The following is a 22,131-nucleotide window of genomic DNA, read 5'->3' on the forward strand; positions in this document are numbered from 1 at the left end:
GAAACGCGCGGCCCGGTGGGCACGCGGTTAAACGATAAGGGGAGAGCACGCCCCGGTCGCTAAATCGTTTAACCGCGTGGGCATCGCCCCGTGCGTCCACGTACCGAAACGCGCGGCCCGGTGGGCACGCGGTTAAACGACAAGGGGAGAGCACGCCACGGTCGCTAGATCGTTTCAGCGCGTGGGCATCGCCCCGTGCGTCCACGTACCGAAACGCGCGGCCCGGTGGGCACGCGGTTAAACGACAAGGTGAGAGCACGCCGAGGTCGCCAAATCGTTTAACCGCGTGGGCATCGCCCCGTGCGTCCACGTACCGAAACGCGCGGCCCGGTGGGCACGCGGTTAAACGATACGGGGGCTTGTTCAGGTGGCTAAACGACTGTTGGCGGTGGTTCAGCTGCCGGCTGCGTCTCGCAGACGGTCGGTAAACTTTGGGAACGCCGCGCGGACGCGGGTCCAGTTGGGGATCGCGTCGGTGCCGCTGGGGTCGCTCTTGAACACCTCGGCCGACATCGTGACACATTCGGCGAAGGCATCGATGGTCGATTCCTCGGAATGTCGGTCGTACTTCAAATCATTGATCAGCGCATCGGCAGCGTACTGTCGAATGCAATCCTGAGCAGTCCGTAGATAGGACGCTCGCAGGCTGATGAAACTGGCATCGCTCATCTGCACACCCTGGCTGGCTAGCGTGCGGTAGAACGTCGTCAGGATGTCGGTTGCCATGCGGATCAAACCGCTGTTCTTGTTCTCTAAAGACATCTCTTGATGCTTGTGTTCGTACAGTCGACACAGATCGGTCTGACAAACTCGTTTCAGCGATGTGTTGCGATAGACCTCGGCCAAGGTGCCCACTTCCAAACCCCAATCGCAGGGAATCCGGTTGGTCCTGGCCAGGTTACGCGTCAACGAAAACTCACCCGACAACGGGTATCGAAAACTGGAAACGAACTGCACAAATTCGCTGGCGGGAAACGTCTGTCGCAGCGCCCGCACTAGCGGTGTGACCAACAACCGAACCACTCGTCCGTGCATCCGGTCGGTGACGCGTGCGTAGTAGGCTTTGCAAAATTCAAAATCCAACGCGGGGTGTGCCATCGGCATGCAAAGTCGCGCCAACAATGTTCGATCGTAGTCGACGATGTCACAGTCATGCAGCACGAAGGTGTCGATATCGGGATCGGCCAACAGGTAACCAAACGCGGTCCACACACTGCGTCCCTTTCCCGGCGTGTCGACGGCAATGCCAGCTTCGTTCAGTTCACCATACAACGATTGGACCTCGGGACCATCGGTCCAAAGGACTCGGGCACGCGATCCCAGCGGTGCGACTTTTGCCAGGGTTGCTTCGTAGTCCGATCGTTCGGGGGCTACGCCAAGGGAAACGATGATCGTGTCGATATAGTCGGCCTCGATCAACTCGCGCACGATCACGTCAAAGGGTTCGGCTCGCATGTCCGACGCCGTGACGGGAAGCACCAGTCCGATCTTGGACTGCTTGGTGGCCGAGCGAAGCATTTCTTCCAACCGGTCCAACTGGCCCGTTCGAAGGTCGTGAATCGTGGTGACAAGATCATGCTGGTAAAAGTCAGGCATCGAAACAACGTCCTTGGTGAAGGTCTTTACCGAGCGATAAGGAATTCAAACCACCCGCGTTTGCAATCGACACTAGCGGAAAACCAATCCCAATGCCATCGACAAGGACCATGTGGGCGTATCCGCAACCCAAATCCCATGCGTAAGGGAAATCGATCGACAGGCCCGCCGCCGGGTCACCCGTTCTGGTTTCGCTGGTTCAAAAATTTCAGCTGTCGGTACAAAGTTTCAACATGGGGCATCGCAAACCCAGCACCCTGCGCTGCACGAATCGGATTCCCCAAAATGGCCTCGACTTCGATCGGGCGTTTGGCAAGGTAATCCAGCCGCATGCTGCTATCGTAGGGAACCATTGTCCGAGTCACATCGATCGTCGTTGCGATGGACTTGGGCGACACCGTCACACCGCAGGCAGCGGCACCGGCATGGACTTCGCGGATGATCTGTTCGACAAGCGCGACGCTGTCGGGATCGTCCACCAGTTCTTTGGTCGATGCATCCAGCACGACCGACAATCCGTTGAAGGGAATGTTCCACATCAGTTTCTTCCAACGTGTTTTGGGAAGATCGTCGGTGGTGTGTGCATCGATCCCGGCGGAAACCATTTCGTCGCAAATCCGCTGTACCCGGGGCGTGACCTCGATTGCCCGATCCCCGAATTCGCCGAACACGATCCGGCCTTGATCGATGTGACGGATGTGCCCTGGTCCGACTTTGTTGCTGCACAGAAAACAGCAACCGCCCAAGACGTTTTCCGGTCCAACGACGGCGGCGGCATCGGATTCACTGTTCAACCCGTTTTGCAGCACCAACACCAAACCACCTTCGCGGGTCGGGGCGGGCAGTAGGTCCTGAAGCAGGCCGTTGTTGGTCGTCTTCAGCCCCAGGATCGTGACGTCACAGGGCGGCATCGTGTCGGCGCTGGCATGGGCATGCACATCGGAAAGATGAAAGTCGCCCAATTTGGAATCAATCTGCAATCCATGCTGCATCACATGGTCGTAGTCACGGTTCAAAAGAAAGTGGACTTCGAATCCAGCGCGTGCCAACAGCCCGCCATAGAGTCCGCCTAGAGCCCCTGCACCGATCACTGCGTAACGTTGTTTTTTCATGCCGCTGATTATAGCCGTCCGATCCCATTTTTGAACATTCGACGAACCAGCAACAAAAAACCCCGCACTTGCGATTGCAAATGCGGGGTAGAAAAATATCGGTTCTAAGATCGCGACGTTCGGATTTTTGATCGGGACGCGGGGCGACAGATTACGAGTAGAAGTTGTACTGTTTGTTGTACGGGTCGAAGTCGGCGTCGGTCAGACCAACGTTCACCTTCAAGTTCAGGTAGTTGTACTCTTCGATCACTTCCAATGGAGCACCTTCGCGGACAGGCCAATCGTAAGCGATGTAGCGAACGGGCAAGTTCAACGCGTCATCGATGAAGACCTGAGCCTGATAGAAGTCTAGGCCGGGCACCTTGGTTGGGCTGGTCACCTGCAACACAGTACAGACACTGTCTTTGACGCGTGCGTTTTTGCGGAACTCGCATTGCACATCGGGCTGTTGGCGAGCCTTGGTGCCACGTTCGATCAGCTTTTCGATGAGGTTTTCGACGCCGATCTCGGTCATCGGGTACCGCTGACCCCGCATCGCCAACATGCCGGTGGCGGGAATCGTGACGGTCGGCAGGAAACGGCCTTTGAAGCCTCCTTCGTGCGCGACGATGTTGCCATCGTTTCGGCCTTCGACGTAGATCACTTCGCGACCTTTGACCGAAGTCGGTTTGACGAAGTTCAGATAGACGCTGAGCGGCTGGACGACTTTGCCGCCGGAAACCTTGCGGTTGCGGATCTTTGCTTCCATGAACTCGTGTTGGCCCAGCGTGCCATCGACACGTTCGCGTTTGACCAACAGTGCGGTGTAATCACGGACGCTTTCGCGGCATCCGGTCAGACCATTGCGAGCGATATCGAGTGCTCGGTCCAAGGGGTGCGAGGCGGCCGGCTTGGGCGTTGGTTCGATACTGGCGGCGTTCGCCACGCGGTGAACTGGTTCGACGAACTGTGGATCTTCGGCCAACAGCGATCGTGCGGACGATGTGGCGAACAGCGATCCGAAGAGCGCGATGATTTGGCGACGTTCAAAATTCATGACAAGCTTCCGTGCTGGGTAGACAGCGTCTTTCCGGTTTACGGCAGCATCCTCGCCGCCCGATGGTACTTCTATCGCCAAAGACGCCCGATCGAGATGATCGGATCGTCCCGAGATCGCCGCGTTTTTGTAATCGCTCAACTCGGCGTAATCGGTAATACGGATTCGTCCGCCTAGCCCGCGTCAAACTTCGCTGAACGAACTGGCGTTCTGTATTCCCAATCCGTTCAGCCACGTGATATCAGACCACCGCCGGATTCTTGATCCACAAGGACCGTACAACGTTTGGCGATCGCCCTGCCAGATCAGTTTTTTTGATCTCGAAATCAAGTTTTGTCGGGAATAAGTGTCCTTCGTCATCCGGTGTCGTCGATGAACCCTAAGCGGTGCGATCGTTAAAGTTTGCCTGATCGGAATCGCCTGCGATGGATCGCACACCTTTAGGAGCCGATATCGATGAACCTGACGAACATTCGATCCCGTTTTTGCTGCAATCGCGGCCTTTGGATGCGTGCAAACGTCTGGTGCTTGGCGGTCATCGTCGTGACCTGCGTGACCCAACGACCAGCGCCAGCCCAGACGACATCTTGGTCGTCCCAGCAATCGGACAACGAATCCTCGCGAAATCGGGCTGCTGAAATCGAATCCAAACGAGTGGTTTGGCCAGCACCCGTCCGGATTGCCGATCCGATCGGGTCCACATCAGGTGCCACCCAAACCACTCGTTTGACCTCGGATCGGGAAGTCGATTCTCGCGCCGTTGCTGGCGATAGCCAAGCGGCCCCAGCGGCCGTTCGCCGGGTAAAATTTGTTCGCGATCCCTTCTTTGATGATCCCACGGTCGACGATTCGATCGGGGAATCCATCTTGTCAGCCGATCATGCCGACGTTTCGCTGCCCCCAATGGACGATGCACGGGCTTCGCATCCCACGATCCAAACATCTTCGGCAACGATTTACGACAGCGGACCGGGCGACAACGTCAACGTTCTGCGTCCTCCCGCATTGCCGCACTATGTCATCGCCGCACCCAAGCCGATCCAAAATTCGTCCGGTTCGAAATCCCCGCACTTCGCGCACGACCATTCCGGCGTGGCCACGGGGTATCCCCCCAGCGGTCAGCCTGCCGCCGTCCCATCGGAAGGCGGCAACGATTCGCGATCGGGACACCATGGGCTGGGGCATCACGGATTGGGACATCATGGTGGGGGCAACCCCCAGGGTCTAACGGTGCCGCCGATCACGCTGGCCCAACGCGTCAAACAACAGGTTCGAACACCGCCCGCAACGATCCCCAATGCACGTCGCCGCGAAGTGTGGAAGACGCCTTATTCGTATGGCTATTTCGGTGCGTCGGGCAGCCGGTCTTGGTCCAACCATCACGGTTACCGCGATCGTTACTCGGAATGGCGGTATCAGTAACCGTCGACGCGTCGGCCACCCGTCTGCGATTTGCCGGTTAGGGTTGTCGGTCGGGTCGCCGAAGCGTGCCGTGTCCCAATCGACTTAGCAACGAGCGATCAATCAGTGTCGCGATTCAAGTCATCTTGCCCCCGCCGCGCAGCGGTTTGCGGGGGACAGAGTTAGAGAGAGGGGGGGGGAAGAAAGAAACGACACTGATTGATCGCTCGCCAGCTTAGCTGGCAACCAGCGACCGGATTTTGTCGATCGACGCTTGCGTTTGTTCGACGCTGCGGATCGGTGGGATCACGTCTAGAAAATCATCGGGCAGTCCTCGTTCCACCAAGAACTGCTGCAGTCGTTCAATGTTGGTATCGCGCAGGGATTCCGTTTTCTGATACGACGCGGCTGCCAGGATCACGTCCCCTACGGTTGCGACCACCGCGCGCCAATTCGACAGATGGTCGTCGGCTGGATCGATCGATGGGAAACGACCTTGTTGGCAATGAAACGCATCCATCACACACTGCCGCCAAGTTCGATCCGGGTTCGCCAGTGTCGGATCCGTGATTTCGATTTCGATTTGATCCATGATTTCACAGAGGATCGCATCGATCGTAGCTTCCCAGATCGCGGCCGGGGCCAGGGGACGACGTCGTGTCAACAATCCACGGGTGACCTGTTCCAGCATCCAAATACGCTGGTCCGCATCCCACATATCAAACCCATCGATCCCATATCGCCACGCGTTTTCGTCATCGCGATACTCGGCCAAAAGATGATCGACCATCATGTCGATTGCGCCGCGAAGCAATTCAGCTTCGGCACCCCGAAGCATTCTCAATCCATCAACGGTTGGCCACATCTCCGCTCGTCTCCCAGTCAGACTTCTCGCAATCGTCACGGTAACAAACCAGCGCCGCAATGATCGCTAGACCAGGGATCGACGGCGCTCGCATACGCAGGTTGCTCCAGTAGACCGCATGGACAGCCGTCAATGTCACAACCATCGCGAAAACGGGCCAAATCATGGCTCGACGTTCAGCGGATGACCGACCCGATCGCCGTTTCCATTTGGCCCACCCCAGGAACGCCAGGACGTAGAAAACAGCGTAGTAGACGCCAATGGCCGCCGATAATGCCATCGATCGGCCCGGGGTCAGGTGCGGCATCGGATTCCACAACCGCACCACTCGCACCACCGCAGACCCGAAAAACATCTCCGGTTCGCGGCGGATCGCAGCTTTGGCTGCGTTACCGACCAACCGATCGTCGCTGACCTCGGTCGCTTCAACGGCTGCCAGCGTCACGGCGGTCGACGACCAATCGGTTTGCCAAAATTCTTGGGTCGTGGGATCGCCGTCGTATCGGTGTGCGTAAGCTTCGAAAAAATCGTTCGGGTCCCAGACGGTTCCCACATCGCCTTCTCGCAAATACCGATAGAACATCGGGTTGTTGGCCAGCAACAGCGTGTAGCCGCCGTGGGTCGTGGCCCACACCGGATGCCCCAATTGACGAACGTTTCGCATCGTCCACGCCCCTACCATGGCGACCACGACCGCCGCCAAGGCGATCGATGGAACCATCCGCCCCCAAACCCTGGGCGTCCGGCGCAGGGAAATCCAAGCGTGCCCAATGACGATGAACACCGCCCATACCAGGAACGTGGGTCGACACAGGTACGCCAGCCCTAACAACAATCCCAACGCGACCGCGTGGATGGTTCGCTTCACCGATCCCTCGAACTGGTCCGCCGGACTGGACCATTGCCACAACACAGCCGTCACGATGAAAGCCGCCAAGGTTTCCGTCATCACCAGCGTCGACTGCTGAAGCAGAATCGGGTCGATCCCGACCATCAGCGCCGCCATCGCCGGCGGCCAAACCTGAACCGTCCAGTGGCGGGCGGTCACATAGACCGCCAATACCGTCAAGCCGCCCAACAGGGTGTGCAGCATGGCGATGGCAATCGGTGACGTCGATGTCCAGGAAAGCAAGGCTGGGTACAGTGGCGGCCGGAAAGCCGTTGGCTGAACTTGACCATCGAATCCGGTCATGCCGTACACCCCCGACTGGGAAAGCGTGTCGGCGATCGCCCGATAGGCGTCCGGATCAGCTTCGAAATCGTCCATGAAAGCAAATACGACTGCCCCGCGGACAACCAATCCGATCATCAAGACAACCCAACAAGCGACCCAGCCGCCCCCTAGCCGGGGTGACGGATTTTCACACCGCTCGTCATGCCGGGCCGGACTTGCCATCATCACTATTGGTTTGTGTTTCCAAACTCGAAGGTCCGGCCAATATAGTGAGTCTTCCGCCCCGTCGCTCTGCCTTCCCCCATCTTTCGGACAGACTGGTGCGATACCGCTATGCGATCGCATTGGTCGGGATCGTGATCGGCTGGGTCGCATGGCCCTTGGCCGGGCGAGTCGATTTTGATCGCAGCATCAGCGCGATGTTTGCCGAGGACGATCCCACTTTGGTGGCGTACCGAGAATTGGAATCGGCGTTCGGTGGCAACGCCGTGGTGATGCTGGTCTACGAAGATTCCCAGTTCACGACGACCGAGGGGATGGCCCGCAACGAATCGTTGTCACAGAGAGTCGAAGCGGTGGCCGGAGTCCGAGGCGTCCTTTCCCCTGCGGTTCTGAATCGCGCGGTCCAGAAGATTCGACCTGCCGGATTGTTTTCGCGCACGCCGCCGTTGTTTCGAAAATCCGATTCGGTGTCGCGAGGGTTCATGGATCTGTTTGCCGGCTATACCCATTCGGCCGACCAGTCGCGTGCCGCCGTCGTCGCCATCTTGGAACCGGGCCACGACCAAGGGTGCATCGAAACGCTTCAACAGATCGCGACCGAACTGGAAAACGGCGAACTGGAACAGGGCGACTTGGAAAACGGCGACTTGGAAAGCGGCGACCAAGCACCCGGTGATGCGGCGTCTGCTAACCAGGCATCCGGTGATGCCGCAGACACCATCGGCGACGTGGCATTGGTCGGCGAACCGGTCTTGGTTCACGATGGATTTCAGTTGATCGAGCGTGATGGGTCCAAGTTGGAAACCATGACACTGGCACTGCTATCGATCGTCTTGGCTGTGGCGATGCGAGACCTGCGATTGATCGTGTTGGCTGCGGGCGTGATCACTTGGTCGGTCACCGTCACCAAAGCATTGTTGTTCGAATTGGGCGTCGAACTGTCGTTGGTGTCCACGATTCTGACCGCGGTCGTCACCGTCATCTGTGTGACCGCGATCTTGCATTTCGGCGTTCGGTTTCAGGCCAATCGGCGGCGGGGCAGATCGCGTTTGACTGCAACGGTCGGTGCGATGTCAGGCTTGGCCGCCCCCATCTTTTGGACCTGTGCTACCGATGCCGCTGGCTTTGCAGCACTTTCGATTTCGCGAATCCTGCCCGTTCAACAATTCGGCATCATGATCGCGATCGCGTCGATGGCGGTCTTTGTGGCGTTGGCATTGTTCGCCCCGGTATTGATGATGATCCCCACACCGGGCGAAGCCAGCAAGGCGGCCGCACGGGGTAGCGAACGATCCGCTGATCGCTCGCGAAATCGCAAATCACGCCTGGACCTGAAACGATGGGGGCTGATGATCAGTTCCTTGGCGATTGGTCGCCGTGGTCTGTGCGCCGTTACCACGGTCATCGTTATCGTGGTGATCGGTGTTGGCCTCGGAAAGGCCGAAGTGGAAACCAGTTTTCTAAACAACTTCCGAAGCGACAGTGTGATCGTCGCCGACTACGACCGAGTCGAAACCAACTTTGGCGGCGCCGGCGTTTGGGACATTATCTTGGATGCCCCGCAGGTGTTGACCGAAGAATACTTGCGAAGCGTCCGCGACTTGACGGGGCAGCTTCGCGACATCGATGTCGACGGTGCGCGACTGACCAAGGTGATCAGCTTGGCGGATGCAGATGCGGTGGCGCTGCGGGTACGATTGCTGAGGTTGGTGTCACCAGCCACACGGCTCTCGGGCATGCAGGTAACGATGCCCGTTTTCTTTGCGGCGTTGCTATCCGACGGAAACGCCGGCGAGGAATCCGTCGCCGCCGGTGCCGATCCCGACGCCAGCGAGCAACAGACAGAAACCGGCGCAGCGACTTCACAGGCGGCGGTGGATGCCGACACGGAACCTGGATCAATGCCACGTCGGTTTCGCATCATGCTGCGCAGCAACGAACAGTTGGATGCGGATCACAAGACGGCATTGATTGATGAGGTGCGGCGAGTCGTGGCGGCCAGCGACGTGGGGGCGTCAGGTCGGGTCACCGGCTACTACGTCTTGATGACTCAATTGGTAGGCCAAATGGTCGGTGATCAATGGCGATGCTTTGCCGCATCCGGACTATTGGTGTGGATTCTGTTGATCATGGCGACTCGATCGCCCAAATTGGCGACCGCAGCGCTCGCCCCCAATTTGCTGCCCGTGTTCTTGGTATTGGCACTGGTCGGGATCATGGGGGGGAAGATCAACATGGGCGCCGCGATGATTGCCGCGGTGTCCATCGGCCTATCGATCGACGGATCCGTGCACTTTTTGTCGGCCTACCAACGATTTCGTCGTCGTGGACATTCGGCCAACACGTCCGCGATCCATGCCGCAGGCAACATCGGAACGGCAGTCTTCCTGGCCACGATCGCCCTGGTCGTCGGGTTCGGAGCGATGATGACCAGCCAATTTGTGCCGACTGCGACCTTCGGGATCCTGGTGGCCGCCACCCTGGTGCTGGGAACGATCGTCAACCTGACACTGTTGCCAGCCTTGGTATCGGCAATCGACCCGTGAATGTCCCCGCCCGACGGGGATCTGCCCGCAGTCGGCGTTTTCATTCCTGCCGGGTTCGATCGTCATCCCAGGCTGGCCCCGTTTGGCCACCGGTGACCCGCTGGTCCCCATGACCGATGAAGTTTGGGCATCGACGCCCCCCCTTTCACTTTTGGCGTCCGCGGCACCATACTTCGTAAGCGAAATCACCCTTTTTCCACCAATCTTGAACCACAGAGAAGCAATCATGGGACGTACCGGAGTCATCACGTTCAAAGGCAATCCAATGACCCTTGAAGGCAGCGATTTGGCCGTTGGATCGGCCGCCCCAGACTTCAAGCTGACGTACGCTGACGCAGGTCTGCAAACGCTGACCTTGGCCGATCTGAAGGGCAAACCTTCGATGATCAGCATCGTACCGAGCCTGGATACGCCTACCTGTGCCATCCAAACCAAAAAGTTCAACGAAGAACTCGGATCGCTGGGCGACAAGATCAATGCTGTCACGGTCAGCCGCGACCTTCCATTCGCCCAGGCTCGTTTCTGTGGCGCCGAAGACGTCAAGATGCGAACCGCCAGCGACTATCAAACGCACGCTTTCGGTACCGACTACGGTGTCACGATCGAAGAACTGAAACTGTTGACCCGCGCCGTATTCGTTCTGGATGCGGACGGAAAAGTGGCTTATAAAGAAATCGTTGCTGAAGTCACCGAAGAACCGGACTACAGCGCGGCAATGGCTGCCCTGCGTATGCTGGTCTAGTCAGCGTATGCTGGCCAAACCGAGTCGATTCGTCGATTCGCCGCTCATCGCTCTCTCGAATCGATCGAGAGAGCGTTGTGGTAGAGCCCGCCCCAATTTGGTGCAGGCGTTTGATCGAAAACCGGTGCCGCTAGCCACAATCGGCTTGCGATCCACCCATCGCTTGAAGTCTCGTCCCCGCCCCCCCCCTCAAACCAACGCTTCAACGTTTTGTTCTCCGTCGCCGCTCTCTACCGATTTGTGCCGCTGGACAATCACACTGAACTTCGCGACCCAATCTTGGACTGCATGGTCCGCAGCGGTGTTCGAGGCACGTTGCTGTTGGCCGACGAAGGCATCAATGGCACCGTCGCGGGCGAAAGATCAGCGATCGAAGCATTGCTGGAATTCCTTCGTCGTGACGACCGCTTCGCCGGTCTGGACGTCAAATGGTCGACGTGTGACGAGATGCCGTTTCGCCGTTCTCGCGTTCGACTGAAAGCCGAAATCGTGACACTGGGGGTCGAAGGCATCGATCCGCTGGATTCGGTCGGCACCTATGTCGATGCCGAGCAATGGAACGAATTGATCGATGATCCCGACGTCACCTTAGTCGACACGCGGAACGACTACGAAGTCGCCATCGGAACTTTCGAAGGTGCGATCAATCCGCAAACCGAAAGCTTTCGCGACTTCCCCGAATTCGTCGCCAAGCATCTCGATCCGGCCAAGCACAAAAAGGTTGCCATGTTTTGCACCGGTGGCATCCGGTGTGAAAAATCGACGGCGTTGCTGAAAAAGGTGGGATTCAGTGAGGTGTATCACCTGCGCGGCGGCATTCTGAAGTACCTGGAATCGGTCCCGGCGGACCAATCACGTTGGCGCGGTGACTGCTTTGTGTTTGATGGCCGCGTCGCTGTCGATCATGACCTGAAGGAAGCCGACCATGTGATGTGTTTCGGTTGCGGTTGGCCGGTATCGCCGGAGGGCCAGAAATCAGAAAAGTTCAGCCCCGGCGTCCAGTGTCCCCACTGTGCCGATCAACTGACCGACGACCAACGCAGTCGATTCGGCGAACGACAGCGTCAACTCAAACAAGCCCAGGCAGCAAGCCGATCGCAAACGCTGCAGCAACAATCCCAGCAACAACAGTAGTCCTGTTGCAGACCTAAACGACCGCCGTGGAAACGCCGCTGGTGCGTTTAAAACAGGGCGTAGATAAACGGGGTTGCTGGCGATGCCGCTAAAAATGCCATCGCAATCATCAACACGGTGACCACCAAAATCGGTGTCAGCCACCATTTCTTGTTGTATCGAAGAAACCCAGCGAATTCGCGGACGATCCCCGGGTCTTTGCCGCCTGGGTTGCCGCTATCGAACTGGCTGCTATCGAACTGGCCGCTGTCCGGTTGATGGGGCGATGATGGCTGATTCATACGAAGTGTCCGGCGGGAACGACCTGTGACGCGATCGGCGCCACCCCTGAATCATAGATGATCCCCCCAAACCTCCGCCACCACTGCCCTCCGCCACCACTGCCCCCCGCCACCACTGAGTCCCCGCAGCCTAGGCTTCCAGCCTGGGAGGCTCGGCTACGGTCCCATGTCGCGATTGCATGTCGTGGTTGGCGATTGGCTGATGATCCGCCGTCAAAATTGTTTTATCCCGGCGAACCGATACAACCGTCACGATCGGTACGGATGATTTAAATGTGCCGAATCTGACTTTGATTCGATCGAGCGCCGCAAAGGTCGATAGCAGTGATGGACTCTTAAAGTGCCAACACCGCTGCTATCCAGGGGCGGAGACTTTTCAACCGCGTTCGAGACTCGATCGCGTTCACGCAGTTTCAACGCATCACGTTTGCTCGGGCAATCCGCATGGAATCCTCCGTTTCAGAATCCGCCAGCAAGGCAACCGTGATCGAGATCAACCTGTTGGGGATGCTCCGTCGTCGTTGGCCACACATCGCATTCGGGATCTTTGTCGGACTGTCGTTGGCAGGCTTCTATTACTTCTCGACCGACCGGATGTACGAATCCAAGATCGAGATCCTGGTGGGTCAACGCAGCAGCGAAGTGACCAACAACGGGACGATCACCGGCGCCAATGCCAGCGGCGATAACATCCAGGAAGACCAACTGGCGACTCACCTGCGATTGTTCGTCGGACGGCGGATGTTGGCCGAAGCAATCCAGAAGGGCAACCTGGATCAATTGGCGTCGTTCCAGCAGGTTGTGGCCAACGGTGGCAGCGTCATCGATCACATTCTGAAGAACATCGAAGTGAACCGGGGTGGCGAGGGTTCGGCTCGCGACGCAATGGTGCTGCGTGCATCCTATCGCGACACCAACCCTGAAGACGCCGCCATCGTCCTATCGGCGATCTACGACAGCTATCGCGACTACGTCGAATCGCACGGGCACAACAGCACCGAGCAAGCGGTCGAGTTGATGGAAAAGGCTCGCGAAACCCATGAATTGGAACTGGCCACGGCGGACCGCGAGTATCGTGAATTTGTCACGTCGGTGCCGGTGTTGATCGAAGGCTCCACGGTGCAAGACGTCCACAAAGATCGGCTAGAAAACCTAGAAGCCGAACTGAATATCGTGACCACATCGTTGGCCGAATCGCGTTCGCGGCTTGAAGTCATCAAGAGCTATCTGGCCACACGTGATAGTTCGAAGATCAACAGCATGGACCACTTGGCACTGCTGAGCCAAAAGGAAGTGGAACGGCTGAAACTGTTTTTGGACGTCACCCGCGGCGAGACTCAAAGCGAAGCTTTTCAAGCGGAACAGCCGATTCGACAAGAGGTTGCCAAAGCCCAGTACAACCGCATGTTGGACTTGATTCAAAAGGAACGCGGTTTCAGTGACGCCTTTGGTGCCGGCCACCCTCTCGTCGAAGCCGTCCGACAAGAGATCGAGATTACCCGGCGATTCATTTCGTCCAACCAGCCTGCCGAAACGAAGGTGCAAAGTCGAAAGTTCGACGCGGCCGAAATGCTAAGCACCTACACTTCGCTACTGTCCAACGACATCGCGGAACTGGAGAAGCGGAAAGAATTCTTGCTGCAAGAATCGACCCTGGAAATGCGACTGGCCAAGGAAGTCGAAAGTGACTTCATGAAGGGCAGTTCGATGAAGTCTAAACTGACTCGCGCCCAATCGCGTTACGACGAAGTGATCTTGCGATTGCAGGAACTGAAACTTTCCCGATCCTACGCCGGCTTTTCGACCGACCTGCTGGAGAGCCCCGAAGTGTCTCAGTCGGCCGCTTGGCCGAAGCTTCCCATCATCGCTGCTATCGGGTTGTTCCTGGGCATGACATTGGGGCTATTGTTGGCGGTCGGAAGCGAACTGATGGATTCGACCTTCAGCGACGTTGCTGATTTGGAACGGACCGTCGGTGCACCCGCGATCGCCCACGTTCCACGATTCAACCTTCGGAAGCTACGCAAACTATTGAACAAGGACAGTGGCGTCCAACCGTCGCTGGTCTGTTCTTACGCACCGCGGTCGACCGAGTCCGAAGTTTATCGAGTTGCCCGTACCGCTTTGATGGTCACCAACCGCAAAGACGATGTGCGGACAATCATGATGACCAGCCCGCAACCGGGCGATGGCAAATCGACCACGATATCGAACCTAGCCATTTCGTTCGCACGTGCCGGCAAAAGTGTGCTGTTGATCGACGCCGACATGCGACGACCGGTGATCGCTGGATTGTTCAACGTCGCCGAGTCCCCCGGACTGTCCGATGTGTTGCGCGGCGAAATTTCGGCCGACACCGCCATCAAACCTTCGGAAATTCCTAACCTGAACCTGATGGCCAACGGATCCCCCACATCGGATCCGGCTGAACTGTTGGAATCGGCAAGATTCTCGATGATGTTGTCCGAGATGTCGCTGCACTTTGATCTGGTCTTGATCGACGCACCACCTTTGTTGGCAGTTGCAGACCCAGCCATCATCGCGCCGATCGTGGATTCTGTGGTCATGACCATTCGGGTCAGCAAGAACGGCCGACGCCCTGTCGAACAAGCCACCAAGATTTTGCAAGACATCGGCATGCAGCCATCCGCTGTGATCGTCAACGGTGTCGATCAAGACGCCAAGAGCTATGGCTACGGAAACTATCAACGAGACCGATACGGATACGTCGGCCACTACCACAACCAGTACGCCGCTACCAACACGGAAAATCTTCCCTCCGTGCGTACCGTCCCCAGTCCGAAAGGCGAACTGGGGCCCAAAGGCGAAGCGGGGCTTTCCGGTGAACTAGGCCCCAAGGGTCGTTCGTCGCGATCATCGGAAAGGGCGTCGTTGTAGTATGAAGTTTGCATTGGCACATCATTGGTTGACCAGCTATCGCGGTGGCGAGCGCGTGCTGGAACAAATGGCATCGCTGTTCCCGGGTGACATCTACACTCTGGTGCAGGATCCACGCGTTGATGTGCCTGGGATCGCCGGACGCAAGATTCGCACCAGTGCGTTGCAGCGGATTCCCAAGGCGGCCGCTTTGTACCGGCATCTGCTGCCGCTGCATCCGTGGGCGATCAGCAATCTGAAGGTCGATGAAGACGTCGACGTCTTGCTTAGCAGCGACGCATCTCTGATCAAGGGAATCGACGCACCCGAGTCGGCCACCCATGTCTGCTATTGTCATTCGCCACCACGGTACCTGTGGGAGATGTCGGCCGACTATAAAAAGACGTCCTTGGCGGCGCGAGTTGCACTGGACGGCTGCGCCCCAAGACTGCGTGATTGGGACTATCGGGCCGCACAGTCCGTGACCCACTTCATCGCCAATTCCCAGTTTGTCGCTGAACGAATCCAAAAGTACTACGACCGCGAATCGACCGTCATCTTTCCGCCCGTTGCCGTCGACGCGTTCCAACATGACCGGCCGCGAGAATCGTTCTGTCTGGTGATCTCGGAATTGGTCCCTTACAAGCGGATCGATTTGGCTGTCGAAGCGTTCAATCGCACCGGCCAACGCTTGGTGATCATTGGCGATGGCCCCGAACGATCGCGTTTGGAATCGGTTGCCAAGCCGAACGTTGAATTTTGGGGACGTCGCAGTTTTGCTGATCTGAAGCGAAACTTGGAAATCGCCCAGGCGTTGATATTCCCCGGTGTCGAAGACTTTGGCATCACTCCGGTCGAAGCTCAGGCAGCCGGCTGCCCAGTGATCGCGTATCGGGGCGGTGGAGCGTTGGAAACCGTGGTAGAGGGTCAAACAGGCCTGTTCTTTGATGATCAGAATATCGATTCGCTGATCGATGCGGTCGATTCGATGGCCGATCACCCGATCTCCGCCGATGTCTGCAACGCAGCCGCACAGCGATTTTCCGCGGAACGTTTCTGCCAACAGTATCGTGATTTTGTTGAATCCAAAATTGCGATCGACGCACCAGTGCTTCCTCAATCGATCGCGAGCTGAACGATGCCTGGACTGTACTTTGACCAACGATGGTGTGCCCAACATGGCATCGGACGTTTTGCAACCGAAACCCGCAAACACTTGGTCGGCTGGAACGATCTGCCCATCAACGGGTACCCCACCAACGCCACCGACGCGTGGCGACTGGGCCGTTGTCTGCGACGCGAAAAGGCGACGCTGTTTTTTAGCCCCGGATTCAACGTTCCCGCCTTTGCAAAATGTCGTGTCGTGTGCACGATCCACGATCTGATTCATGTCCACTACCGAGACAAACAATCCAAGTTGAAGCTGGCCTATTACAAACATCTGCAAAGACCCGTTGTCCGTCGATCTCCGTTGACCTTGACCGTTTCGGAATTCAGTCGGCAGCAGATCATCCAGTGGTATGGTCTGCGGGACAGCCAAGTGGTGTGCGTTGGGAACGGCGTCAGCGACGAATTCACGCCCGATGGACCGCGACTGGATACCGACCAGCGATTTCTGCTGTACGTCGGGAACACACGTCCGCACAAAAATGTCGACGTGTTGCTGCGTGCCCTGTCGCGAATCGATTCGGACCTGTCGTTGACGATGGTGATGAAACCCAACGATTCGATACGCCGGCGGATCCAACAACTTGGTCTGGCCCAGCGTGTCCGTTTTCGCACGGGACTCAGCGATGCCGAACTGGCGATGCACTATCGCGCGGCAGTGGCAACGGTATTGCCCAGCTATTTCGAAGGGTTTGGGTTGCCGTTGGTCGAAGCCATGGCGTGTGGCTGTCCGGTGATGGGCGCCGATCGCACGTCCATTCCCGAAGTGATGGGCAGCGCCGGACTTCTGTTCGATCCTGACGACGAAGAATCGCTGGTGGAACAGATCACGCGAATCGAAAGTCCATCATCCGATCGTCAGTCCAAGGTGGCCTTGGGGCTACGGCAAGCGAGTCGTTTTCGCTGGGCCGACGTAGCTTATCGCATAGACAACGCATTGAAGAACGTGGCATGATCAGTCCGATGTCGAGCACCTCCACGAGGGATCCCCATTCAGCCGCCGGAAACGCGCCAGCAGGCAGTCCAACGCGCCGTTGGGGGATCGCAAAGATCGCAGGCCTGCCGCATGTGGCGATCCTGCTGGGTGCATCCGTCAGCATGCTGGCCTGGATGGCGCCTTCGATCACCCAGAGCGGGAAGGGCTATGTGGCGGCGCCGGCGACCTTTACCGAAGTCGCCATCACGATCGGTGCCTATCTGATGCTGGGGTTGGCGGCCGGGGTCGGTTACCTGGTGGGCCGAATCCTAAGCCGGCGGCTGCCAACGATCCATGCCGATCGCCCGGTCGATTTGCGACACACCGGTTTCTGGTCAGCAACGATTCTGTTCGCCGCGATCGGAACCTTGATCGCTGGTTTGACCATTGTCCGTGCCATCGGACCGGCCGGTTGTTTGCAGGCTCTGATATCGTTCAATGCGAACGCGTTCAAGATGGCACTGTACGAAAACTATCAGTCGGGAATCCTGTCACTGCGATACCTGGCGATCCTGGCCGGCGCGATTGCGATTTTCCGATATTTGGCGTTCCGCGATTTGTCAGCCCGGGCGGTGATATCCTTCGGCCTGCTGCTGTCCGTTGCGATGATCTCCAGTCGACTATCGCTCATCTGGGCAGTGGTCATGGGCGGCATCGCCTATCTGCTGTATCCGGAAAGCAGCTACAAAAGGAAGATTTCGCGTAGCGAACTGATCATCGGTGCTTCCGCCGTGATTGTGTTGTTGGGGGCGCTGACGATCTCGCGCACCTATGGCTACTATCAAAATCGAGGCGCCGACAATGTCGTGTCCGCCGTGTTGGGCGAATTCCATCGATACCTGGCTGCACCGTTTCAAGGCGGGATTGAAGCGATGAACTTCTCGGGCGGTCATTCGCATCTGAGCGAGTCGGCGGGGATCGACGCCAATCTGTCCACGAACTCGGCGCTGATGGATTTCGCCGCACTGACAGGCCGCTGGAACCTAGTGGCTCTTTCGTTGGTGGTCATGATCAGCAGTGGTGCCTGCGGCATGCTGCGACGCTACTCGGGCACCTATTTCATTTTCGCCTTTGGGGTGCTGCAAGCATGCCACCTAGAGCTGTGGCGAATCTCGATGTTCCACCGTGGGATCACGCTAACCCTGATCATCTTTGCGATGGTCGTACCGCTGTTGCAAATCTATATCCGCATCCCGTCACTAAAAATCCCAAGCATCCGAGTGCGTTTGTAGTCCTTCCACCAATTCAACATCTTTCGTTTAACCGCACAAGCAACGCCGAACGCGCCGCGAACCACATCACCCCACCCGCGTTGCATCGTTTAACCGTGCGGGCAACGCCCCACGCGTTTACCAGCCAACGCACGGCCCCCCAGGCACACGGCCAACCGAAGCGAAACACATCAGCCCCACCCACACTTCATTTAACCGTGCGGGCAACGCCCCACGCGTTTACCAACCAACGCACCGCCCCCCAGGCACACGGCCAACCGAAGCGAAACACATCAGCCCCACCCCCACATTTCGTTTAACCGTGCGGGCAACGCCTCACGCGTTTACCAACCAACGCACGGCCCCCCAGGCACACGGCCAACCGAAGCGAAACAGACCACCCTCACCCACATTTCGTTTAACCGTGCGGGCAACGCCCCACGCGTTTACCAGCCAACGCACGGCCCCCCAGGCACGCGGCCAACCGAAGCGAAACACATCAGCCCCACCCGCATTTCGTTTAACCGTGCGGGCAACGCCCCACGCGTTTACCAACCAACGCACGGCCCCCCAGGCACGCGGCCAACCGAAGCGAAACACATCACCCTCACCCACATTTCGTTTAACCGTGCGGGCAACGCCCCACGCGCTGATCAGCCAACGCACCGCGCGCCAGGCACGCGGCCAACCGAAGCGATACACATCAGCCCCACCCCCGCATGTCGTTTAACCGTGCGGGCAACGCCCCACGCGTTTACCAGCCAACGCACGGCCCCCCAGGCACGCGGCTAACCGAAGCGAAACACATCAGCCTCACCCACACTTCATTTAGCCGTGCGGGCATCGCCACGTGCTAGTCCGCCAACACAGGGGCTGGCGGCTGGATCCGCGGATGCTTCATCGATTCCCAAACTTCGGTTGTGCCGTCATCGGCATCGGCTGCACGCCGGAAGAATTGCCGTGTGGATTTGGGGTCGGTTGTGGAGGTCGAATCGACATCGACCCAGGCACCACGCTGCAGCACCAGTGGCAGGACATCGGGGTCAAGCAGGTATTGATCAGACGTGATGACGCGTAGTCGATCATCGCTGCCGGTCGCTCCCAATTCGACGCGATCATCCACGATTCCGTTCGCTCCATCGTCCACCTCTGCGATGCCGGGCAATCCATCGGCGCCCGCATCGACTCCGACGTAAGCACTGGCATCGAAACGCTGCGTCCGCACCAACTGTTCATTCCCCTGCGGGGCGATCGCCACTGGCAACGCCACCCAACGCCCCAGTGCCAGCAGGCCCAGCAGCAACACGGCGGCCGCTTTGACTACCGCCGCCGAAGTATCGTTCGGATGATCAGCCGGTCGGTTCATCATTCCAGCGATTCAACAACGGTGAACTGTGCGATTTCTTCGCTGGACGGATCCAACACTCGCATCGTCACGCTAATCGCTTGCAGTCGACGCGGGAACGGTGCCGATGTCTCGGGTTCACTAGGCACAAAACGGCCCGTATCCACCTGCAACACATTCTTAACACCGGTTGGCAACCGAGGAACGGGCGCTGTGGCACTCGTACCTGGATCGCTTAGCACCCAGGTCGTGCCGACCAGGTTTGCACCGGACAATTGCCCTGCCGGTGTTTGGCTTTGATCGAATCCATCCGATTCATAACCGTCGGTCCAGGTGTCGTAGGTTGGCTGAAAGAAACAGATATTTCCGAACGCGTCAAAGTGGACCAATTTCCCACTGCGTTTCATGGGGCTTAGCCCATCCGTCGCGGTCGGTTGCACCATCGGAAGCAGCGAAAAATCGGATTGCATGAACAGATTGAAGTTCGTTTGGATGCGAGGGACCGGGGCGACCGTGGTGCTAGGCCGCGGCGTTGCCACTTCGCCCGTTTCCACGGACTGAGCCATCCGTTGTCCCAGCGGTGTTCCCGCCAGGAACGGAAAGCCAAGATCGACGAAAGCCCCGCGGCTTCCCAAACTGACAAAGTCGTAACCAAAGGTGCCGGCCACCTGTGGATGCAAAATTTCTTGGCCGATCACGTCGTAGATCGCCATGTCAGAAACTTCGACAAGCAAATCATCGCTGCCGGCTGCCCCCAATTCCGATCGTGCGGAACCCCCGACAGTCACTGTTTCGTCGGCAGTGCCGGTTCCGTCATCGTCAACGCCGGACTTTCCCGGATCTCCGTCGGGGCCGCCGGTAATGAACACAGGAGCGCTCTCGTCAAAGACACGGATGTCGTAGGACAGCACGTTGCTGACGAAGACGTCTTCACCCGTTCGATCCCAGCGAGGGTCTTCGAACGCAGCGCCCGCGGGCAGGTACCCACGTTCCCAATGGTCCCCCTGGCTGGTTCCAGGTTGATTGGCATCGCCCAAGGCAAAGTGCGGCAGCAGCCATCCGTTGAACAGTCCGCTAAGCGAATCATCCCCCGTCGTGGGCGTCCCGGCGGTGTTGCGAGTGCGGGCGCTGGTCTGGCCCAGCGGAAACCAACTGGGGGCGGTCGCAGAGGCGGGAATGGATCGCGGATCGGCGGTCCCTTGCCAATTCAACAACACATCGTTCCAGCCCAATGCCAATAGCGGCATCGAAGTTGCTAGATCGCCGCTGGTAAAGTCGCCACGTCCAAAGTATCGACCTGGGTATCGCACGTGCGCAAATCGGTTATGAGGCTGGACCAAGTCGGTCATCGAGTTGGCGGCGACGTAACCGGTCGGTTCGCCCGTTTCGGGATGAATCACACGTCGCAAAGACAGATCATAGAAATGGTGCAGCGGCGTCATCCCGACCAACCAATTGCTGTTCAGCATCTGCGCGTTGTTGGTGGCGCTGGTGGGAACGGCATAGTTGGGGTACAGGGGCGATTCGGGAGCATTCACAACGCCGATCGGATACACCTGGCGAAGCGCCGGCGGAACGAACGATGGCGATACATTGTCGTCTTGAGGGCGAAGGACCGCGGTATCAAATGGCTTGCTTCCGGGGATGGTCCGAACCCGGTTCAGGTCGGGACGGATCAGCAACGTTCGCTGATGCAAAACAATGCGGTCGGGAACCAAATCGTTGTTGCTGTCCTTGTACAGCGGCATCCCGGATGGATGGGCAGCAATGTTGATCAAATTCGTTGCCGGATCCACATCCCAAACGGGCGACGCCCAGATGATGATTTCGGCAAACTTCGACCGGATCACTCGCGGTTCCATTTCGTCGGTAGCCGCGTCGTCGACCAAGTAGGCGGGTACCTTTCCGGTGAACCACTGGTCCCCGCTCGCTTCGGCCGTGAACGCAAGGTAGTCGTCAAAGTCGCCGATCCGCGCGTGTTTGCGGTACGTCGCGCCCTTTTCGATATCCGGATCGTAGAAGTCGGTGACCGAATCCCCATCGGTGTCGGTCGTGTCACTTTGGAAGATCACGGTTCCATCGGAGCGAGTCCGAGTGGCCTCGGCACCAAACAGTCCCATCGTATGTTCGGTCATCGGTCCTTCGTAGTACATGAAGTACCCCAGACCGGCTTCGGTCTTCAGCGGCGGATTGGCGATGGCGGTTCGCGCCCCCAGATCCGTGCGAAGTCGGAAACTGGCACCTCGCAGCTTGCTGCTAAGCGAAACCTGGCTGCGTCCTTCCTTGATCGACTTTCCGATGACGCCAAACGACTTCGCCAGTGCCGCCATCAGCAGCATCGTGATGGTCATCGCGATCAGCAATTCGACCAGCGAGAACGCCAGCGAAGCGGCGCGTCGGAAGCCCCGAAAGCGGTCGGTGGAAGTTGGTAAATCAATCATGACAG

General features: G+C 58.1%; 16 protein-coding genes. 8 read left to right on the plus strand and 8 right to left on the minus strand.

Annotated elements, in window-relative coordinates:
* Nucleotides 1-393: 393 nt before the first annotated feature.
* From K227x_RS20345 to K227x_RS20355, 3 genes are all read right to left on the minus strand, one after another.
* Nucleotides 394-1,596, minus strand: coding sequence for a glycosyltransferase family protein (locus K227x_RS20345; protein ID WP_145172398.1), 1,203 nt, complete (start codon nt 1,594-1,596; stop codon nt 394-396).
* A gap of 176 nt (nt 1,597-1,772) precedes the next feature.
* Nucleotides 1,773-2,708, minus strand: a complete 936-nt coding sequence (locus K227x_RS20350; protein WP_145172400.1) for a putative 2-dehydropantoate 2-reductase — start codon at nt 2,706-2,708, stop codon at nt 1,773-1,775.
* Nucleotides 2,709-2,859: 151 nt separating this feature from the next.
* The gene (locus K227x_RS20355; RefSeq protein WP_145172402.1) at nt 2,860-3,744 is read right to left on the minus strand and encodes a DUF1571 domain-containing protein; all 885 of its coding nucleotides are present in this window, start codon (nt 3,742-3,744) and stop codon (nt 2,860-2,862) included.
* 456 nt (nt 3,745-4,200) lie between these two features.
* On the opposite strand from K227x_RS20355, the gene K227x_RS20360 reads away from it, so the two are divergent.
* On the plus strand, nt 4,201-5,166 hold the full coding sequence (locus K227x_RS20360) for a hypothetical protein (protein WP_145172404.1): 966 nt from the start codon (nt 4,201-4,203) through the stop codon (nt 5,164-5,166).
* A gap of 214 nt (nt 5,167-5,380) precedes the next feature.
* Here K227x_RS20360 and K227x_RS20365 read toward each other — a convergent pair whose 3' ends face one another.
* Nucleotides 5,381-5,983 carry a hypothetical protein gene (locus K227x_RS20365; protein ID WP_145172406.1) on the minus strand — a complete coding sequence of 201 codons (603 nt, stop codon included), beginning with the start codon at nt 5,981-5,983 and terminating at the stop codon, nt 5,381-5,383.
* 10 nt (nt 5,984-5,993) lie between these two features.
* A complete protein-coding gene (locus K227x_RS20370) occupies nt 5,994-7,319 on the minus strand; it encodes a phospholipid carrier-dependent glycosyltransferase (RefSeq protein WP_246145994.1) in 1,326 nt (441 codons plus the stop codon).
* A 185-nt stretch (nt 7,320-7,504) separates the two neighbouring features.
* On the opposite strand from K227x_RS20370, the gene K227x_RS20375 reads away from it, so the two are divergent.
* From K227x_RS20375 to trhO, 3 genes are all read left to right on the plus strand, one after another.
* On the plus strand, nt 7,505-9,952 hold the full coding sequence (locus K227x_RS20375) for an efflux RND transporter permease subunit (protein ID WP_145172408.1): 2,448 nt from the start codon (nt 7,505-7,507) through the stop codon (nt 9,950-9,952).
* 226 nt (nt 9,953-10,178) lie between these two features.
* On the plus strand, nt 10,179-10,694 hold the full coding sequence (gene tpx / locus K227x_RS20380) for a thiol peroxidase (RefSeq protein WP_145172410.1): 516 nt from the start codon (nt 10,179-10,181) through the stop codon (nt 10,692-10,694).
* Between the two features lie 210 nt (nt 10,695-10,904).
* On the plus strand, nt 10,905-11,828 hold the full coding sequence (gene trhO, locus K227x_RS20385) for an oxygen-dependent tRNA uridine(34) hydroxylase TrhO (protein ID WP_246145995.1): 924 nt from the start codon (nt 10,905-10,907) through the stop codon (nt 11,826-11,828).
* A 47-nt stretch (nt 11,829-11,875) separates the two neighbouring features.
* Here trhO and K227x_RS20390 read toward each other — a convergent pair whose 3' ends face one another.
* Nucleotides 11,876-12,109 (minus strand): DUF5989 family protein, encoded by a 234-nt coding sequence (locus K227x_RS20390; RefSeq protein ID WP_145172414.1) that lies wholly within the window; start codon nt 12,107-12,109, stop codon nt 11,876-11,878.
* 444 nt (nt 12,110-12,553) lie between these two features.
* Between K227x_RS20390 and K227x_RS20395 the strand changes: the two genes are divergently transcribed.
* The 4 genes from K227x_RS20395 to K227x_RS20410 are packed head-to-tail and all read left to right on the plus strand — an operon-like array spanning nt 12,554 to nt 18,361.
* On the plus strand, nt 12,554-15,007 hold the full coding sequence (locus tag K227x_RS20395) for a polysaccharide biosynthesis tyrosine autokinase (protein ID WP_145172416.1): 2,454 nt from the start codon (nt 12,554-12,556) through the stop codon (nt 15,005-15,007).
* Between the two features lies 1 nt (nt 15,008).
* A complete protein-coding gene (locus K227x_RS20400) occupies nt 15,009-16,121 on the plus strand; it encodes a glycosyltransferase (RefSeq protein WP_145172418.1) in 1,113 nt (370 codons plus the stop codon).
* A gap of 3 nt (nt 16,122-16,124) precedes the next feature.
* A complete protein-coding gene (locus K227x_RS20405; RefSeq protein WP_145172420.1) occupies nt 16,125-17,108 on the plus strand; it encodes a glycosyltransferase family 4 protein in 984 nt (327 codons plus the stop codon).
* 8 nt (nt 17,109-17,116) lie between these two features.
* Entirely contained in the window at nt 17,117-18,361 is a 1,245-nt protein-coding gene (locus K227x_RS20410; protein WP_145172422.1) for a hypothetical protein, read from the plus strand.
* An 832-nt stretch (nt 18,362-19,193) separates the two neighbouring features.
* Here the strand turns inward: K227x_RS20410 and K227x_RS20415 are convergent.
* The gene (locus K227x_RS20415; RefSeq protein ID WP_145172428.1) at nt 19,194-19,709 is read right to left on the minus strand and encodes a hypothetical protein; all 516 of its coding nucleotides are present in this window, start codon (nt 19,707-19,709) and stop codon (nt 19,194-19,196) included.
* Nucleotides 19,706-22,126, minus strand: coding sequence for a PilW family protein (locus K227x_RS20420; protein WP_145172430.1), 2,421 nt, complete (start codon nt 22,124-22,126; stop codon nt 19,706-19,708). Before K227x_RS20420 ends, K227x_RS20415 begins: the two co-directional genes overlap by 4 nt.
* Nucleotides 22,127-22,131: the final 5 nt, after the last annotated feature.

This window comes from Rubripirellula lacrimiformis (genome assembly GCF_007741535.1).
GTDB lineage: Bacteria > Planctomycetota > Planctomycetia > Pirellulales > Pirellulaceae > Rubripirellula > Rubripirellula lacrimiformis.

Excerpts from the sequence above, each read along its gene's own strand:
- K227x_RS20390 (WP_145172414.1), bottom strand. The coding sequence starts at position 12,109 with ATGAATCAGCCATCATCGCCCCATCAACCGGACAGCGGCCAGTTCGAT.
- K227x_RS20360 (WP_145172404.1), top strand. The coding sequence starts at position 4,201 with ATGAACCTGACGAACATTCGATCCCGTTTTTGCTGCAATCGCGGCCTT.
- K227x_RS20420 (WP_145172430.1), bottom strand. The coding sequence starts at position 22,126 with ATGATTGATTTACCAACTTCCACCGACCGCTTTCGGGGCTTCCGACGC.
- K227x_RS20350 (WP_145172400.1), bottom strand. The coding sequence starts at position 2,708 with ATGAAAAAACAACGTTACGCAGTGATCGGTGCAGGGGCTCTAGGCGGA.
- tpx (WP_145172410.1), top strand. The coding sequence starts at position 10,179 with ATGGGACGTACCGGAGTCATCACGTTCAAAGGCAATCCAATGACCCTT.
- K227x_RS20405 (WP_145172420.1), top strand. The coding sequence starts at position 16,125 with ATGCCTGGACTGTACTTTGACCAACGATGGTGTGCCCAACATGGCATC.
- K227x_RS20345 (WP_145172398.1), bottom strand. The coding sequence starts at position 1,596 with ATGCCTGACTTTTACCAGCATGATCTTGTCACCACGATTCACGACCTT.
- K227x_RS20365 (WP_145172406.1), bottom strand. The coding sequence starts at position 5,983 with ATGCTTCGGGGTGCCGAAGCTGAATTGCTTCGCGGCGCAATCGACATG.
- K227x_RS20370 (WP_246145994.1), bottom strand. The coding sequence starts at position 7,319 with ATGATCGGATTGGTTGTCCGCGGGGCAGTCGTATTTGCTTTCATGGAC.
- K227x_RS20395 (WP_145172416.1), top strand. The coding sequence starts at position 12,554 with ATGGAATCCTCCGTTTCAGAATCCGCCAGCAAGGCAACCGTGATCGAG.
- K227x_RS20415 (WP_145172428.1), bottom strand. The coding sequence starts at position 19,709 with ATGATGAACCGACCGGCTGATCATCCGAACGATACTTCGGCGGCGGTA.
- K227x_RS20400 (WP_145172418.1), top strand. The coding sequence starts at position 15,009 with ATGAAGTTTGCATTGGCACATCATTGGTTGACCAGCTATCGCGGTGGC.
- K227x_RS20355 (WP_145172402.1), bottom strand. The coding sequence starts at position 3,744 with ATGAATTTTGAACGTCGCCAAATCATCGCGCTCTTCGGATCGCTGTTC.
- K227x_RS20410 (WP_145172422.1), top strand. The coding sequence starts at position 17,117 with ATGTCGAGCACCTCCACGAGGGATCCCCATTCAGCCGCCGGAAACGCG.